Here is a 15,742-nt window from a genome sequence, read left to right on the forward strand (position 1 = left end):
TTTTTAGGATGCTGCTTGGCTTGACCGCCTCGGCAGACGCCAATTAGCATGGATGCCAGGAAAAGAGAGCCACTATGAAGTTTCCCGGTCAGCGTAAATCTAAACATTATTTTCCGGTTAAAACCCGAGATCCGCTGCTTGAACAGCTGACTCAACAGCCTCAGCCGTTTGCGACTTATATCAGCGGTATTGATCAAACCTTAGTGGATATCGAAGCGAAAGTGGAAGACGAATTGCTGAGCCGTTATGGCTTGCCCAAAGGCAATTCTACCTTGATCAATGATGAACAGGCCCACAGACTCTACACTGAGTTAAAAATTCATGGTTTGATTAGCGATGAATTTGCTGGTGGCACTATTGGTAACACAGTGCACAACTATTCTATTCTGGCCGATGACCGTTCAGTGCTGTTTGGGGTAATGAGTCAGAATATCGAAGTGGGCAGTTACGCCTACCGCTATTTATGTAATACCTCTTCTAAAGTCGACCTTAACTTTCTACAACCTGTAGATGGTCCTATCGGTCGCTGTTTTACCCTGATTTCTGAGTGCGGCGAGCGAACATTTGCGATCAGCAAAGGCGCTATGGATAAACTCACACCTGAATTTATCGATAAAGACGTGGTGCAGGGCAGTTCAGCCTTAGTGTTGACCGCGTATTTGATGCGCGCCAGTGATGGCGACCGTATTACCGATGCGGCCATGTGCGCTATCGAATATGCAAAAGCCGCCGAAGTTCCCGTGGTATTAACCTTAGGCACGCGTTTCTTGATTGAAGAAGATCCACAATGGTGGCAAAACTTTATCAAAGAACATGTCACCATTTTGGCGATGAATGAAGACGAAGGTGAAGCTTTAACGGGTTCACGGGATCCTCTGCTTGCCAGTGAAAAAGCCTTGGAATGGTGCGACATGGTATTAACCACAGCGGGTCCAATCGGGCTTTATACTGCGGGTTATACCGAGGACTCAGAAAAACGCGAAACGACTCACACGCTGTTGCCGGGCGCTATCCCTGAATTTAATCGTTATGAATTTTCCCGTCCAAAGCTTAAAAGTGACTGTGAAACACCAATCAAAGTCTTTGCCCACATTTCACCTTACATGGGCGGCCCTGAAAAAATCGGTAACACTAATGGCGCTGGCGATGGCGCATTATCGGCGTTATTGCACGATCTGGCGGCCAATACTTTCCACAAGACTAACGTGCCAGGCTCAAGTAAACATAAGCGTGATGGCCTATGTTATTCCTCGTTTTCTCAAGTGTGTAAGTACGCTAACCGTGTCGCCTACGAAGTCTTAGCTCAGCATAGCCCGCGTTTATCCCGCGGTTTACCTGAGCGCGAAGACAGCTTAGAAGAATCCTACTGGGAAAGATAAGTCGGTAGCTGTATTGGTATTAAGCTAACTGATTTACGCTAGGGCAATAACGGCAAACCGTTGTTGCCCTTATTTTTATGACGTTTATCAGCAATCAATCAGCCAAGCGCTAATTTTAACTACAGGCAGTTGCGAATAAATGTTAACGTTAGTCGGGTTCAGGTAGTCCAAATACAGCGATAATTTAAGGTGGAATTTTCGGTGAAAGCGCAAATCTTAAGAGAAATGAAGGTACTCACGGCCATAGAGCCTGAGTTCGAAGTGCAACGTCGTGTCGCGTTTATTAAAACCAAACTAAAAGAAGCGCGTAGCAAGGCATTGGTATTAGGGATCAGCGGTGGGGTGGATTCTTCTACTGCTGGGCGTTTGTGTCAGTTAGCGGTGGACAGTTTAAACCAAGAAAATAGCCAAGGCGGTTACCAGTTTATCGCTGTGCGATTACCCTATCAGATCCAAAAAGATGAGCATGAGGCGCAATTAGCCTGTCAGTTTATTCAGCCCTCTAAGTTGGTCACTGTGAATGTGCATCAAGGCGTTGATGGTGTGCATAGCGCTGCTGTTGCCGCGTTAGTCGAAGCTGGATTGCCTTTGCCCGATGTGGCGAAGGTTGATTTTGTGAAGGGTAACGTCAAAGCCCGTATGCGGATGATAGCTCAATACGAACTCGCTGGGCTCGTAGGTGGGTTAGTGGTGGGGACAGATCACAGCGCCGAAAATATCACAGGTTTTTACACTAAATGGGGCGATGGTGCCTGCGATTTAGCGCCATTATTTGGTCTTAACAAGCGCCAAGTTCGTCAACTTGCCGCTTATCTTGGTGCGCCAGAATCGTTAGTCTATAAAGCGCCGACCGCGGATTTAGAAGACAATAAACCCCTACTCGAAGATGAAGTCGCGCTTGGCTTAACCTATGCGCAAATCGATGATTTCCTTGAGGGTAAAGACGTCGGCAAGGCGGTTGAGGACAAGTTAATTGGTATTTATAAGGCGACGCAGCATAAACGTCAGCCTATCCCAACCATCTACGACTAACGCTGAATCGTCCTCGAATATGCACTCGTTTGAACTCAGTTCACGAGTGCTTTTTTATGCCTTTGTTATTTGGTGACTAATGCTGTGGTGACAGCCGTTACCACAATCATAATGGAATTATTCACTGTGTTGGGGCTCTGGCGTTGCTAAGTGTTGGCGTGTCAGGGCGATCAGTTGGTTTGGGTATTGGCGATAATCCAAATAGGGCGTGAGTAAACAATGCTGTCCTGGCGAAGATGGCAGCTTAAGTGCGGTTATGGATTTATTTTGGGCAGTTAAATGCTGCGCACCGGAATCGTTTACGGACATGGTGAGCTCTAAAGCATTTGCAGCTACTTGCCCCGCAATGAGATGAATCTTAGTGTTTGCCATCAGATCTATAGCGCCGATGCAGATCATTTCATTTTGCTTGAGTAACACTTGGTCACGATAGCTGCGCCAATCATCTCCAACCGTACTTATTTTGGCCATAATAGTGAAGATCTTACGCCAATGATTGCCATTGAGAGCGATGAGAGCCCCGACAGCATCTGGCTGAGTGTAATGCCAGCCGTCAGGTATCAGCGGCGCGGTAGGAAGATAGTAGGCGAACCTAGCGTGTGGATTACCGATTATCATCGAGAGCGTATAAGTTTCGTTGGAATAAGACTATTTTCGATCCTAACCCGATTAAGGCCTATGCGGCTAATAAAATTGCGAGATGAGTAAATTGGTTGACTAAATAGGAGTGATTAAAATAGGAGTGATTAAATTTTACTGCTTACACTAGTAGATTTTATCGGGGTAAAACGTTTGAAGGATGTTTTTATCTACCCGTATAATGTTTTTATCTACCCGTATAATCTAGTTGCACATTTTATCTTCATGTAGGAACAGCGATGAAGGCCATCATCATAGGTTCGACAAAACACCTATTTTTAGCTGTAGTGTATGCGAGTACTGGCATAGTGGTGGCGTTACTCGCGACAGGGATCTATTTTCTTAATGCGCGCCCTGAGCTGTCACTTTGGCATACGGTTGAGCTAAAAAATGAGTTCCATTATAATACTAAACTCGCTAATTTTAATGAGTACTTAGCGCTAGAAGAGCGCCTATTCGCCGAAGTTGAGCGCAAAGTTGTACAGAAGATTCCTGCCTCTGAACGATCTCCCGTGAATCGCTATGTCAAAAATAGCTTATCTGATCCTGCCCATTGGCCACAAAATTGGAATCGCAGTTATGAATGGCCTGTGGCTAATGCCGAATTTGGAGTATTACTGCTCCACGGTATGTCGGATTCGCCCTATGCTCTATCCAATGTGGCGGCGCACTTTAAAGGTAAAGCCCATGTACTCGGTTTAAGATTGCCAGAGCATGGCACGATTCCAAGTGGATTGACTGAGCTTTATTGGCAAGATCTGGCCGCAGCGGTTAATTTAGCCACAGCGCATATGCGGCAAACTCTGAAAGATAAACCATTATTTGTGGTGGCTTTTTCGACGGGTGCCGCCGTCGCGCTGAACCATGAGTTAGAACGTATAAGCCATGATAAAGCCCCTGATTATGATGGAATGATTTTTATCTCTCCTGCGATAGGGCTAGCGCCATCTGCGGCGGCTGCACGCTGGCAGAGTTGGATAGGACGATTGTTGGAGCTGGATAAACTGCAATGGAACAGTATTCAAGTAGAGTACGATCCCTTTAAATATACCTCTTTTGCGGTTAATGCGGGCGATGTAGTTTATCAATTAGCCCTGCGTAACCAAGGTTTATTGGCAGGATTAACGCCGAAGCAACGGGCGCAAGTTCCGTCGATACTCACCTTTCAGTCGGTAGTGGATGCAACCGTTTCAACCTCGGCAGTGGTGAATCATCTTTATCAGACATTGCCAGAAAATGGCCACGAACTCGTGCTGTTCGACATGAACCGACTCGATGTGAATGCCAAAATGGTGTCCAATGATCCGCTTGCGGGCTTATTGGCGAACATTAATAACCCTGAGTTACATTATCGCGGCACTGTGGTGGAAAATATCAGTAATGAAACCACGCAGGTTCAGGCGCGATACTTTGATTTAGATGAACTGGGTTTAGATGAACAAAATTTAGATACACAGGATATAGACGCACAGGGTAAAGTGCTCACTCAGGTCAGTGAAAACGTGCGGATATTAGATTTATATTGGCCTGCAGGCGTGTATTCCTTATCCCATGTTGCGCTACCTTTTGGCATAGATGATGGGCTTTATGGCGCCGTGATCCAGCCTGATTTACATAGGATCCAAATCGGAGCCTCAGCTTCGCGGGGAGAGCGCGGCTTGTATAGCGTGTCAGCGTCTGAAATGTTACGACAGAAATGGAATCCATTTTTCCCGTATTTACTCGAGCGCATGGATGAGTATCGACTCGCCCATATGCACTCGCATTGAATGATGATTTAGTAAACGGGTGTCATTATGTCTGTTCTGCAGCTAAATCCTGTTTGAGTATGGACGTAATCAGTATCGAGCAATCATTATCGACGAAAATTGTGTCATTCAGAACATAAACTAAGCAGTTGATCAAAGAGATGTAATGAAGCCCTTGCGCAGTTGCGAGGCAATTGCTACAGTTCTGGCTCGCTTAAGATAAACCCCATAAACAGTATCTTAGGTGATAAGTAATTGAGCAAAAACCGTAAAGATTATCGCTAAACAATATTTAGCTAAGTCAGCACAGGTATGCAATATACTTAAAAATTCGGTATGTAGCGCAGCCCGGTAGCGCACTGTCATGGGGTGTCAGGGGTCGGAGGTTCGAATCCTCTCATACCGACCAAATTCCTCTTTTTATAAGAGTTAAAAAGCCTGCAAACTTAATCGTTTACAGGCTTTTTTATTTTTATGCGATTTTTAAGTTCTTTTTAAGCATACCAAAAGACTTAGGTATATGTATGGTAAAGTGTCTCCAGTTTGAATCATGAAAAACATAACAAATATGGGCAGGCTGCGCGTAGCTGCGACTTTATCCCAGTGTTGAATCACACCGAGGTTTGATTGATAGGGGGTAATGGATAGGTTGTATAGTTAAATAGAAATTTGCTGAAAGCTTTGGGTAGTGCTTTGAAGATTCAGGAGTGGCATTTATTGGGAGCAAAAAATTAGTTGGACACACTTTTTGTTCCCATCTTATGGTTGAATAAACTGCATTAAAAAACCCAAATACCACGCCAACAAAGACGCCCAAGTATAACCCCAAACTGCCATCAATAAAGCAGCGGAAGCCAGCCTTGGGTGAAAAGCGCTGGCGATAACTGGTGCAGAAGCCGCACCACCAATATTACACTGACTCGCGATCGCGAAGTACATGATAGGTAATCGAAAAAATACAGTAAAAATAAATAAGATAATAATGTGTATAGAGAACCAAATAAGAGCGATACAAACGTAATAGGGCGCGGCGCTCAATGCGCTAATATCAAAGTTCAACCCCATCAACATTATCATGATATAGATTAAAAAAAGAGCTATTTGCTGAGTTTCCTTGACTAACACATGTCTTGCATTTGTTAAAGAAAATAATAATCCTAAAAAAGTTGCAATTAATACTGACCAAAAAAATTCAGAAGTAAGATTGTATTTAAATAAGTGTGGGAAACTATTAGCGATTCTTGTTGCAAGGAAGGATGATAATTTTTCACTAAAGAGAATTACAATGAAAAAAGTCAAGCTCAATATCAGAATCCAATAATAGCTTGTTTGTTTTACTATCACTTTACGTTTGATGTCAGTGCAAAATATCGGTCTATAGCTTTTATCAGCTTTCAGGAAATCATCGATTTTATCTTGGCGTTCTGCAATGAAAAGTAATATAACCATCCATATACCGGAAAAAAGAATATTAATAGCCATCATTACCGCAAATACGGCATCACCGACACTGTGGATTTCTTTTACAGCCAATTGATTGGCGGTTCCGCCAATCCAGTTTGCCATCAGTGTTGACATGCCTTTCCAAGCAGCATTATCTCCCTGCCAGACGAGTTCGTTCGGAAAAAATATAGAGCCCAACCATAGGCTTAATGGACCGCCAATACAGATGCTCACAGCACCTAGTACGTACATACCGAGAAGTTTTTTTCCCACTAAACTGAGAGCAAAGAAATCGGTACTTAAAATCAACAAAAATAAACAACCGGGCATTAAGTGTGTTTTTGCCATTTCGCTAAGTTGACTATGACTTGCATCAATAATATTTAGCGAGCTAAAGATGGCAGGTAAGGCGTAGCACATTAGCATCAGTGGAAAAATACGATAAATTTGCTTAAAAAGTGTAATAGAGGATGTGTGTGTATAAAATAAACTACATAGTAAAAAGACTAAAAAAAATCCTATTCCAAGATCTGATGATATCAATTTAATTCACCTAGTAAGAATAGCTGGTATACATTATTATATTTTACAGTAGCTTAATAAAGGCTAGGAAACTCATGCTTAATGCAGATAATTCTTCTCCTTCACGCTGAATTGACCAATAAGTTCGTTTATAATCCCATCCATCCATAGGTAATAAAATAAGGTCTTTTCTTGCTAATTCAGCGTCAATCGCTAATAGGGGTAATACACTCAAACCTATACCTGTTCCAATTGCCCTTTTAATAGAGCCAATGGTTGACATGCAGATTTCATCACGAACGTGGATATTTAAGCTTTTTAATAACTGAATTGCACGAATTCGAGAGAACGATGATTCATGGTCGAATATCCACAATTGTTCACTAAGCCAAGATTTTGTATTTAAACCATTCGCAGCAGGATGAGTTACGCCACACACAATGCAAAGATTATCTTGTAACCAATGCTCACAAATGAGATTTTTACTCGCGGGTTTAGCATCAATAAAGCCTAAGTCTAGTTCTTTTTCTGAAACCATTTTTTCAATAACTAAACTATTGTCAATGACTAGTTTTATTTTTACATCGGGATATTGGTTCTTAAATAATGGAATTTTTTTAGATAATACATAGTTACCAGTAGTCTTACTGCTCCCAATGGTTAACGTCCCCTTAATGCCATGTTCAGGGAATGAAAATATATTTTCTAACTCTTTTCCCTTGGATAGCATTTCATTAGCATAAGGTAATATTATTTCTCCATGCGCATTTACAACCAAACCTCCCGCCACTCGCTCAAATAATCTGCAGCCTAAAGAGCTTTCTAATTCTTTAAGTGCCATACTCACAGCAGGCGTTGACATATGAAGCACTTTTGCCGCTTTTGAGATCTGCCTCTCAGAATGTATGGCTTTAAAGATCATCAATTGTCTTAATGTTATCCGCATCTTGTGCTCCGCGAGGGAAAAATCAGTTATACTAGCAGTATAATAGTTTAAAATGATAAATAATTAACATGATAAATATCTGATTTTTATAAAGCGGCTATTTAGCCGCTTTATCTATAGAGGTTAAAATAGATATCTTGTAGATACAAAAATGAGAGTATCATCAAACTCAGTATGTCCTTTGGCGTCAGTATAATCACCATCAAAATAGGAAATACCTACCCCAAAAGTCAAATCCTTTTGAGCCTTAAAATCAACGCCTACAGAATATTGACTTGCATCACTCTCTTTTAGTGTTTTTAGATCTGCTCCGGCATTTTTTGTCACTTTACCCAGCCCAGCATCATCTTTTAAATATTGAAATTTTATATCATATTTATTAATAGGAACAATCATACTTAACAGATAGGAGTTACCTTTAATATCATCATAAATACTTGACTCAGAGTGCTGGTACATAGCCCCCAATTTTACGGATGAAATAGTAACACCACCCACCAGTCTTGTTGCCTCTAACTGGTTCAATCCATCAGCATAGGCTATTGAAATATAGTGACTATTCTTTTTAAGTGCTGCATCGCCTAGGGACAAGCTAATTGCATAATTGTTTTGTTTATCAGAAAGTTCTGGATTTTTTTGATTAAAATCCTTATCAAAAACATAACTGATACCCATAGTAACACCTGCGACCTTAGCGCTATTTAATGTTACCGAATCGCCTAATCTATCGTTACCTGCAATGATCATATTCATATCGCTTGAGGTAATATTAAATAAATCTACTTTACCTTCAGCACTTTTAAAAACGGTATCATTTCTTCCGAAAACAGCCGAACCATAGTTAGTTTTAAAACCTAAGTAAGAGTTCCTCGGTTTGAAAATATTAGAGTCATCGTTATCAAAGCTTTCTATCCCAGCTTCAAATTTATATAACAAGCTAAAATTATCATATACACTATACTCACCTTTAACGCCTAAATATGATGCATAATTTTCAAGGGAAAATCCATCAACTTTCTCGTTACCAGAAAGACCATTACTTGAGTTGGCCACACCAAGCCACAGTCTTCCATAAAAATCTAGTGGCTCAGATAAAGCTGGAGTTGAACAAATTAAAATAAAACTAAAACCAATATATTTAGTGTTTTTCATCGACATCACCTTTTTAGAATGTAAAAGCAATGCCATATTAGAGATTTAAGCAAACACATCTCCGCTTTAGATCACATCTAATCAACAAAAATATCGAGTTAAGCATAACTTAAAGTGTGTTAAGTTATATTTAACAATTTCAATTTATTGCTCAATGTCACTATTTAAAAAAATTAAGAAACTATCATCACGCCAAATCTTACCAAAATAAAAACTGGAGAATTGCATGAAGATAAAATACTTGAGTATTATTGTCTGTTCGATTTTAACGGCGTCATCATGGGCTGCTGATAATAAAAATGATTTAGCATCATTCCATAAAGATGTTAATGGTTGTAAAACCTGCCATACAGCACCCAATAAAGTGAGCGATAGTGAGACATTTGAAAATAAACAATGTAAATCCTGCCATGGTGATTATGGAAAACTAGCTAATCCTAAACTAGAAATTGACCCACATTCTTCACACTTAGGTGATATTAATTGTACGTCTTGTCATAAAGGACATGAACAACCAAAATTATATTGTAATGAATGTCATTCATTTAAAGGGCTCGACATGCCTTTTAATAAAGCCAAATCTAAAGAACCGTGGGACAAAGGTTGGGATAATGAAGCAATAAATAAAGCGATAGCTGCAGGTCCTAAAGAAACAACGGATGTGATTGTTGTTGGAGCCGGTAGTGCTGGGTTTAATGCTGCGATTGCAGCTAAAAAGGCGGGGGCTAACGTTATATTGCTTGATAAAGCACCATTTAGTGGTGGTAACTCTATGCTCGCCGCAGGCGGGTATAATGCTGTGGGTACAGTGCAGCAAAAAGATCATAAAGTCGATGATAAAATCGAATGGTATGTCGAAGATACAATGAAAGGCGGTCGATATGCTAACGACTCTAAATTGGTACAAATATTAGCGGAGCAATCGGCTGATGGCATTAAATGGTTAGAATCTTTGGGCGCCAATATGGATGATTTAAAACGCTCTGGCGGCGCTAGAGTCGATAGAACACATCGCCCATCTGGTGGTTTAAGTGTTGGTCCACATATTATTGATGTACTAAGAAAAGCATCGGATAAAGAAGGGGTTGATACAAGACTCAACTCCAAAGTTGTTAAACTGGTTGTTGATGATGAACAAAAAATTGTGGGTGTTGTCATCCACGGTAAGCACTCTGGTCACTATATGGTTGCAGCTAAGTCGGTTGTTTTAGCCACCGGTGGTTATGGGTTTAACAAAGAAATGATTGCTTTTTATCGCCCTACATTTAAAGGCATGACAAGTTCAAATAATATCACTTCAACTGGGGATGGTATTGAACTTGCTAAAGCAGTCGGTGCAAGTATGACTGATATTGATTGGATCCAGACACATCCAACAGTAGGAAAAGATAGCCGTATATTAATTTCAGAAACGGTTCGAGGTGTCGGGGCCATAATGGTTAATAAAGAAGGCAATCGCTTTATCAATGAATTAACGACTCGAGATAAAGCCTCCGATGCCATTCTAAAACAACCTGAACAATATGCTTGGCTAGTATTTGATAATGAATTATATAAAAAAGCTAAAATGGTTCAGGGGTATGATCATTTAGAAATGCTTGAAAAGGCCAATACTGTTGCAGAGCTTGCAAAAATAACAGGAATGACCCCAAGTGTTTTAGACAAAACTATCACAAACTACAACCATTATTTCAAACAGGGTAAAGATGAGGCATTTAACCGTGAGCAGATGCCGCTATCAATAGAAAAATCTCCTTATTATGCCGTAAAAGTTGCTCCTGGCATCCATCATACTATGGGGGGAGTTGCCATTGACACTAAAGCTGAAGTACTCGATATACAAAGCCAACCGCTCAAAGGTTTATTTGCGGCGGGAGAGGTGACTGGTGGTGTTCATGGGTATAATCGACTGGGTGGTAACGCTGTCGCTGATACTGTGATTTTCGGTAAAATCGCAGGGACAAATGCTGCCAAACATGCTCTAAATACAAAGTAATGCTAAATCAGTGAGAGACTCGTTATTGTCTCTCACAACATCTCAAGTTTTATTCATCGTAAAAATTAGCAATAAAATTATTGCTTGAGTTAAAGTACTCCCCTGCTATTTTTTTGAGAGGCTAATGTAGCCTCTCTTTTTTATTTGTCGGCAGCATTAGATATCAGGATTTTGCTCACTTTTCGATGGCTTCATCTTTTTAGATAGCGCGGGAATATTGGCGAATTGTACTTACTCTGTCGATAAATCGAATAATACACTGTCGGCGAGTCCAGCATCGCACGGCTTCTTAGAGAACCGATTACAGATTTGAGCGTCGGAACCATAAGCCGGATACGCAGTAACGATTACTATCACTGAACCTATATTTCCAGTGTTTAAAATTATTACACATATATTGACCAGCTTTAATGCTCAATAGGATGGTGTTGTTAGACTTTCCTACAGAGCATCAAAGCGGGTGAGGCTATTTGGCTGTATTATGCCGCGCAAGCCAGGCACTCAAGCGCTCTTGTGTGCCGATGACAAAGACAAAAAACGCCGGTACGAAGAATATTGCCAGCAAGGTACCACTGAGCATGCCACCGAATACGCCAGTACCGATAGTATGTTGAGTTTCGGCGCTGGCACCGCTCGCCAGCATTAAGGGTACTACTCCGAGAGTAAATGCCAATGACGTCATCAGAATGGGACGTAGACGCAAGCGTGCAGCAGTCACTGCAGCGTCTATCAGCGTATGGCCCTCGGCGTGCAATTGGCGGGCGAACTCGACGATGAGGATAGCATTTTTTGCCGATAGGCCGAGGTGGTGGCTAGGGTGCAGGCGGTACTGCGACGCGCCCGCACAGACACGCCCATAAATACCCAAATGTTGCGCGTCGGCCCGTTCCAAATCGACTTAGACAGTCACGAGGCTAGCGTAATCTGTAACGGTCAGTAGCAGGCACTGGATCTGACTTTGACCGAGTTCAAAATGCGTGCCAGCATGCTGATCCTGGCACTTTGACAGTGCGACTCTACCGCTTGGGGGCAAGCTGTTATCTCAGCGTGGAAGATGAAGGCCCTGGTATCCCTGATGAAGCTGCAAGCTACATATTCGAGGCATTTCGCCGAGTTGATCCGTCTCGCTCTCGAAAAAGTGGTGGCAGTGGGCTCGGCCTCGCAGTGGTTAAAACAATTGCTGAAGCTCACGGCGGCCACGTGGTTTGCCAGCCATCGGGCCATGGAGGAACAATATTCGTTCTTTCTTGGCCTGTTAAGGCAAGTTAAGGCTCCCCTTAACTATGTCCTGATACTGGAATTATCTATATGAACGGTGACGTGCTTAGTGATTCCTGCACGTATGGCCACCGCGTCAAGCACATTGCTGAATCGGGAAAATGCAGGGATTGTAGGTCTTCCCTAGATCCCATTGGTTGTTATCCGATATTGACTACAACTAATGGGATGTTATTTTGTTTGAATACGCTCAATTTGTTGTACTTGTAGCCTTGATATCGCATTTGCGTGTAAGTGTACATAAATTGTTGAGGTAATTAAAATGTGAAAAATCATATAATTTGTGTTTAAATTTAGCAGGTTATGATTAAACGGTTCACTGTTGTAGAGTGTCAGGCGGCGGAGGTTTGAATCCTCTCAGACCGATCAAATTAGATGCTTTTTGTTAGTTTGTTTTAATCATTAAAATAACCAGCAGTTAAGTAAAACAAAAACCCGTGTTAGCATTGCTATACGGGTTTTGTTTTTTATACCTTTTCGCTGCCCATATGATTAACGCTGCTTGCGACTAAGGTTCAAGTTCGAGTGATTAGGCTGGCTTTGGCACAGCAAAAGGCAAAAATTTTCAAGGTGAAATCGTCAATTTCACAAATTATATGCATCCGCCATTTAGCATTTAAGACATTATTGAGTAGGACATTTACCTATGCGCGCGTTTGTTTTACGAGCAAGATCAGCACCTACTGACAGTCAGTTGTTTTTGGCTTCTGTCGGCCAAGAGGCACATACCGAGATTTTAGCTCATACCCTGATGAACACTATCTTTGTGGCTCAGTCCCATCGAAACGATGTTGTCGTTTATTTGGTGCTAGAAAGTACCCATGATTTTTCCCGCACTATCTGCTTCGATACTCGAAATATTTGCCATATTGGTGGTTTTCACGAGCAAGCTTTGCTCACTAAAATTGCCAAAGCCTTAGATATTTCTCGGGGCATGACGAAGGAGCAAACCCGTGTTGTTGACGAGGGCATCAGTGTTAGCACTATCAGTTTTGAAAAGCTGGTACAGGACCTCGCGGTGGATTATCAATTGTTTATGATGGATAAGAAGGGTACATCAATCCGTGAGCAAGAATTTGTGGGTAATCCGTGCTTTTTACTGACCGATCATATTCCTATGCCGAAGAAAAGTTTTAATACCTTGAAACGACTCGGTGCGCAAAAGATCAGCTTAGGGCCAAAGATGCTGTTTGCTTCTCAGTGCGTGGTATTGATCCATAATGAATTGGATATCAATCAATAGCCTCTGAGTCTTATGTATCCGTTGCTAACGCTGACTATTCCTGTGCGGCAACTTGTGTGCGGAACCCCATTTTTAAATGGGGTTTTATATTTTCCCCTTTAAAAATGTGATCGCTTTTTGGGCTCTGCGCGATAAGGGCCATTCCGCGCGGTGGATAAGCCAAATAGTGTCTACAACTTGGCTGCCACATTCCACAACATAGATATCTTCTTGTCGTTCAAAGGCTTTGCGGGCGTATTGGGGGATAACCGTAAATCCTAGCCCTTTTGCGACAGGTTCGAGAATGAGGCTGATTTGGTTGGTAAATCCCTTGCAGGGGATCTCTTGAATGCCGGGGTGAGTTGGATATTTACGACTAAGCAGCCGAGTCGCCATGGCCTCACCATCGGGATGGGAGATAAACCCTAGTCGTTGTAAATCAGCCCATTCATTTTGTTTATGGCTCGCAGGTACCACAAGTTCAAGCGGCTCTTCGGTAAAATGTGTGCTGTGAATACGAGGATCGGAAGGTTTTAAGGTTACCATGCCGATTTCATGTTCATTGGCCAACACTGAGGCCACTATCTCACTATCAGGTGCAAAACGGTGGCGAATGCTTAACGCCGGAAAGGCTTGTTGTAATTCGATTAATAATGGAAAAAGCGTTAAACCAATGCTACCTGGAGTGATAAGGCTAATATCACCGATCTCAGCGTCATCATGGATAAGTTTCTGTTGTAGGCGTTTTTGCGCACATTCAACTTCTTTGACGTAGGTCAGCAGGTTTTCCCCAATGGGAGTGATTTCAAGCTGGCGGGTGCGGCGTAAAAACAGTGTGCCGTAGGTTTCTTCTAAGCGACTGATATGCTGACTCACGGCCGCTTGGGTGATACCTATAGCTTCGGCGGTGCGGGTGAAATTGCCTTTCTCGACTAGCACGCTAAAGGTGTGTAACCACTGTGGATTTATCATAAGTAAAATTTATCAAATCTATAATCTGTATGTGCTTTTAATTATGGCACGATAAGACTAGTCTGTCGTCATTCAGTATTCAAATACCTTTTGATCTTAATAGACACAGGAAACACCATGGCCGATCTATTTTCATCCTTCAAACTTAAAGACATCACACTCAAAAACCGTATTGCCGTTGCACCCATGTGCCAATACCAAGCCACTGATGGACTCATCAACGACTGGCATCAGGTGCATTACACTGGCCTTGCCCGTGGCGGAGCGGGTCTTGTTGTGGTTGAAGCCACTGCGGTTTCTCCTGAAGGCCGTATCACCCCCAAATGTCTTGGGTTATGGAATGACGAACAAGCACAAGGCCTAGCTAAGGTCGCCAGCGCGATTAAAAATGCGGGTGCTGTTGCAGGCATTCAGATTGGTCATGCAGGCCGTAAAGCGAGTGCCAATATCCCGTGGGAAGGGGATGACCATATTGCCGATGATGACGCGCGAGGTTGGCAACCGATTGCACCATCAGCTGTCGCATTTGGCGCAAATTTACCTAAAGTGCCTACCGCTATGACGATTGAGGACATTGAGCGGGTTAAAGCCGACTTTGTGGCGGCAGCAAAGCGTGCTTTAGCGGCAGGATTTGAATGGTTAGAACTGCATTTCGCCCACGGTTATTTAGCCCAAAGTTTCTTTTCAACCTATGCCAATCAACGCACCGACCAATACGGTGGTAGTGCCGAAGGGCGGGGGCGCTTTTTGTTAGAAACCATTGCCGCGGTAAGAGACATTTGGCCATCGCATTTACCCTTAACGGCGCGATTTGGCGTGATTGAATTCGACCATAAAGATGAAGAAACACTGACGGAATCGATAACCTTGGTGAAGCAATTTAAGCAAGCGGGGCTCGATATGTTAAACGTCAGCATTTGCTTCTCGACCCCAACGGCAAATATTCCATGGAGTCCTGCATTTTTGGCGCCTATTGCAGCGCGGGTTCGTCAAGAAGTGGGGTTCCCCGTTGCGACTTCTTGGGGTATGGATGATCCACATCAAGCCAATGCGGCCATTGAAGATGAACAAATGGATTTAGTGATGATAGGTAAAGCGTTTTTAGCGAATCCACATTGGCCATATCAAGCGGCGCAAACCTTGAAAATTGCGCGCCCATCTTGGGTATTACCCGCTTCCTACGCCCATTGGTTAGCACGCTACTCTACGGTTAAAGCCGATTGATTGTAGAGTGACTTGAGTTGATTCAAGCCTAAGCCTTAAAAAGCCGTTATCTAAAGATAGCGGCTTTTGGCTTTAGTGGCAGGTAAGGTCCATCATAAGAGACTAGCTACAAGAGACTAGCTTCAAGATAATGGCCACGCAGCCCCCACGCAGTTAAATCCAAGCTTCGTGCATTTCGTATTCACCCAG

At 42.5% G+C, this 15,742-nt stretch carries 13 protein-coding genes and 1 tRNA gene; 8 read left to right on the top strand and 6 right to left on the bottom strand.

All coding sequences use genetic code 11. The annotated features are described in order from the left end of the window. Positions 1–74 precede the first annotated feature (74 nt). Entirely contained in the window at positions 75–1,379 is a 1,305-nt protein-coding gene (locus L5L77_RS01895) for an inosine/guanosine kinase (RefSeq protein WP_028759658.1), read from the top strand. 201 nt (positions 1,380–1,580) lie between these two features. After that, a complete protein-coding gene (gene nadE / locus L5L77_RS01900; RefSeq protein WP_212600171.1) occupies positions 1,581–2,411 on the top strand; it encodes an ammonia-dependent NAD(+) synthetase in 831 nt (276 codons plus the stop codon). Between the two features lie 117 nt (positions 2,412–2,528). Here nadE and L5L77_RS01905 read toward each other — a convergent pair whose 3' ends face one another. Then, positions 2,529–3,029, bottom strand: coding sequence for a DUF6942 family protein (locus L5L77_RS01905; RefSeq protein ID WP_263186700.1), 501 nt, complete (start codon positions 3,027–3,029; stop codon positions 2,529–2,531). A gap of 260 nt (positions 3,030–3,289) precedes the next feature. Between L5L77_RS01905 and L5L77_RS01910 the strand changes: the two genes are divergently transcribed. Next, positions 3,290–4,819 (top strand): alpha/beta hydrolase, encoded by a 1,530-nt coding sequence (locus L5L77_RS01910; protein WP_263221930.1) that lies wholly within the window; start codon positions 3,290–3,292, stop codon positions 4,817–4,819. A gap of 311 nt (positions 4,820–5,130) precedes the next feature. Then, positions 5,131–5,207, top strand: a tRNA-Pro gene (locus L5L77_RS01915). A 350-nt stretch (positions 5,208–5,557) separates the two neighbouring features. On the opposite strand, the gene L5L77_RS01920 is transcribed toward L5L77_RS01915, so the two are convergent. From L5L77_RS01920 to L5L77_RS01930, 3 genes are all read right to left on the bottom strand, one after another. Beyond that, entirely contained in the window at positions 5,558–6,784 is a 1,227-nt protein-coding gene (locus tag L5L77_RS01920; RefSeq protein ID WP_263221932.1) for a DUF819 domain-containing protein, read from the bottom strand. 43 nt (positions 6,785–6,827) lie between these two features. After that, positions 6,828–7,709 carry a LysR family transcriptional regulator gene (locus tag L5L77_RS01925; RefSeq protein WP_263191593.1) on the bottom strand — a complete coding sequence of 294 codons (882 nt, stop codon included), beginning with the start codon at positions 7,707–7,709 and terminating at the stop codon, positions 6,828–6,830. Positions 7,710–7,832: 123 nt separating this feature from the next. Next, a complete protein-coding gene (locus L5L77_RS01930) occupies positions 7,833–8,861 on the bottom strand; it encodes a porin (RefSeq protein WP_263221933.1) in 1,029 nt (342 codons plus the stop codon). 226 nt (positions 8,862–9,087) lie between these two features. Between L5L77_RS01930 and L5L77_RS01935 the strand changes: the two genes are divergently transcribed. Then, a complete protein-coding gene (locus L5L77_RS01935; RefSeq protein ID WP_263191598.1) occupies positions 9,088–10,857 on the top strand; it encodes a flavocytochrome c in 1,770 nt (589 codons plus the stop codon). Positions 10,858–11,323: 466 nt separating this feature from the next. Here the strand turns inward: L5L77_RS01935 and L5L77_RS01940 are convergent, their stop codons facing one another. Then, positions 11,324–11,749 (bottom strand): efflux RND transporter permease subunit, encoded by a 426-nt coding sequence (locus L5L77_RS01940; RefSeq protein ID WP_411569227.1) that lies wholly within the window; start codon positions 11,747–11,749, stop codon positions 11,324–11,326. Between the two features lie 116 nt (positions 11,750–11,865). Between L5L77_RS01940 and L5L77_RS01945 the strand changes: the two genes are divergently transcribed. Next, the gene (locus L5L77_RS01945) at positions 11,866–12,126 is read left to right on the top strand and encodes a sensor histidine kinase (protein WP_263185413.1); all 261 of its coding nucleotides are present in this window, start codon (positions 11,866–11,868) and stop codon (positions 12,124–12,126) included. 655 nt (positions 12,127–12,781) lie between these two features. Beyond that, positions 12,782–13,378 carry a tRNA (pseudouridine(54)-N(1))-methyltransferase TrmY gene (trmY, locus tag L5L77_RS01950; RefSeq protein WP_028759682.1) on the top strand — a complete coding sequence of 199 codons (597 nt, stop codon included), beginning with the start codon at positions 12,782–12,784 and terminating at the stop codon, positions 13,376–13,378. An 84-nt stretch (positions 13,379–13,462) separates the two neighbouring features. Here the strand turns inward: trmY and L5L77_RS01955 are convergent, their stop codons facing one another. Further along, entirely contained in the window at positions 13,463–14,329 is an 867-nt protein-coding gene (locus L5L77_RS01955) for a LysR family transcriptional regulator (RefSeq protein WP_263185412.1), read from the bottom strand. 117 nt (positions 14,330–14,446) lie between these two features. Between L5L77_RS01955 and L5L77_RS01960 the strand changes: the two genes are divergently transcribed. Continuing rightward, on the top strand, positions 14,447–15,553 hold the full coding sequence (locus tag L5L77_RS01960; protein ID WP_263191599.1) for an NADH:flavin oxidoreductase/NADH oxidase: 1,107 nt from the start codon (positions 14,447–14,449) through the stop codon (positions 15,551–15,553). Positions 15,554–15,742: the final 189 nt, after the last annotated feature.

It is taken from the genome of Shewanella sp. SM29 (assembly GCF_025654245.1).
Taxonomy (GTDB): Bacteria; Pseudomonadota; Gammaproteobacteria; order Enterobacterales; family Shewanellaceae; genus Shewanella; species Shewanella oncorhynchi.

Bases quoted from the DNA above. Each gene is read 5' to 3' on its own strand.
- L5L77_RS01925 (WP_263191593.1), bottom strand. From the start codon at position 7,709: ATGCGGATAACATTAAGACAATTGATGATCTTTAAAGCCATACATTCT.
- L5L77_RS01955 (WP_263185412.1), bottom strand. From the start codon at position 14,329: ATGATAAATCCACAGTGGTTACACACCTTTAGCGTGCTAGTCGAGAAA.
- L5L77_RS01960 (WP_263191599.1), top strand. From the start codon at position 14,447: ATGGCCGATCTATTTTCATCCTTCAAACTTAAAGACATCACACTCAAA.
- L5L77_RS01930 (WP_263221933.1), bottom strand. From the start codon at position 8,861: ATGAAAAACACTAAATATATTGGTTTTAGTTTTATTTTAATTTGTTCA.
- L5L77_RS01910 (WP_263221930.1), top strand. From the start codon at position 3,290: ATGAAGGCCATCATCATAGGTTCGACAAAACACCTATTTTTAGCTGTA.
- L5L77_RS01935 (WP_263191598.1), top strand. From the start codon at position 9,088: ATGAAGATAAAATACTTGAGTATTATTGTCTGTTCGATTTTAACGGCG.
- trmY (WP_028759682.1), top strand. From the start codon at position 12,782: ATGCGCGCGTTTGTTTTACGAGCAAGATCAGCACCTACTGACAGTCAG.
- L5L77_RS01895 (WP_028759658.1), top strand. From the start codon at position 75: ATGAAGTTTCCCGGTCAGCGTAAATCTAAACATTATTTTCCGGTTAAA.
- L5L77_RS01905 (WP_263186700.1), bottom strand. From the start codon at position 3,029: ATGATAATCGGTAATCCACACGCTAGGTTCGCCTACTATCTTCCTACC.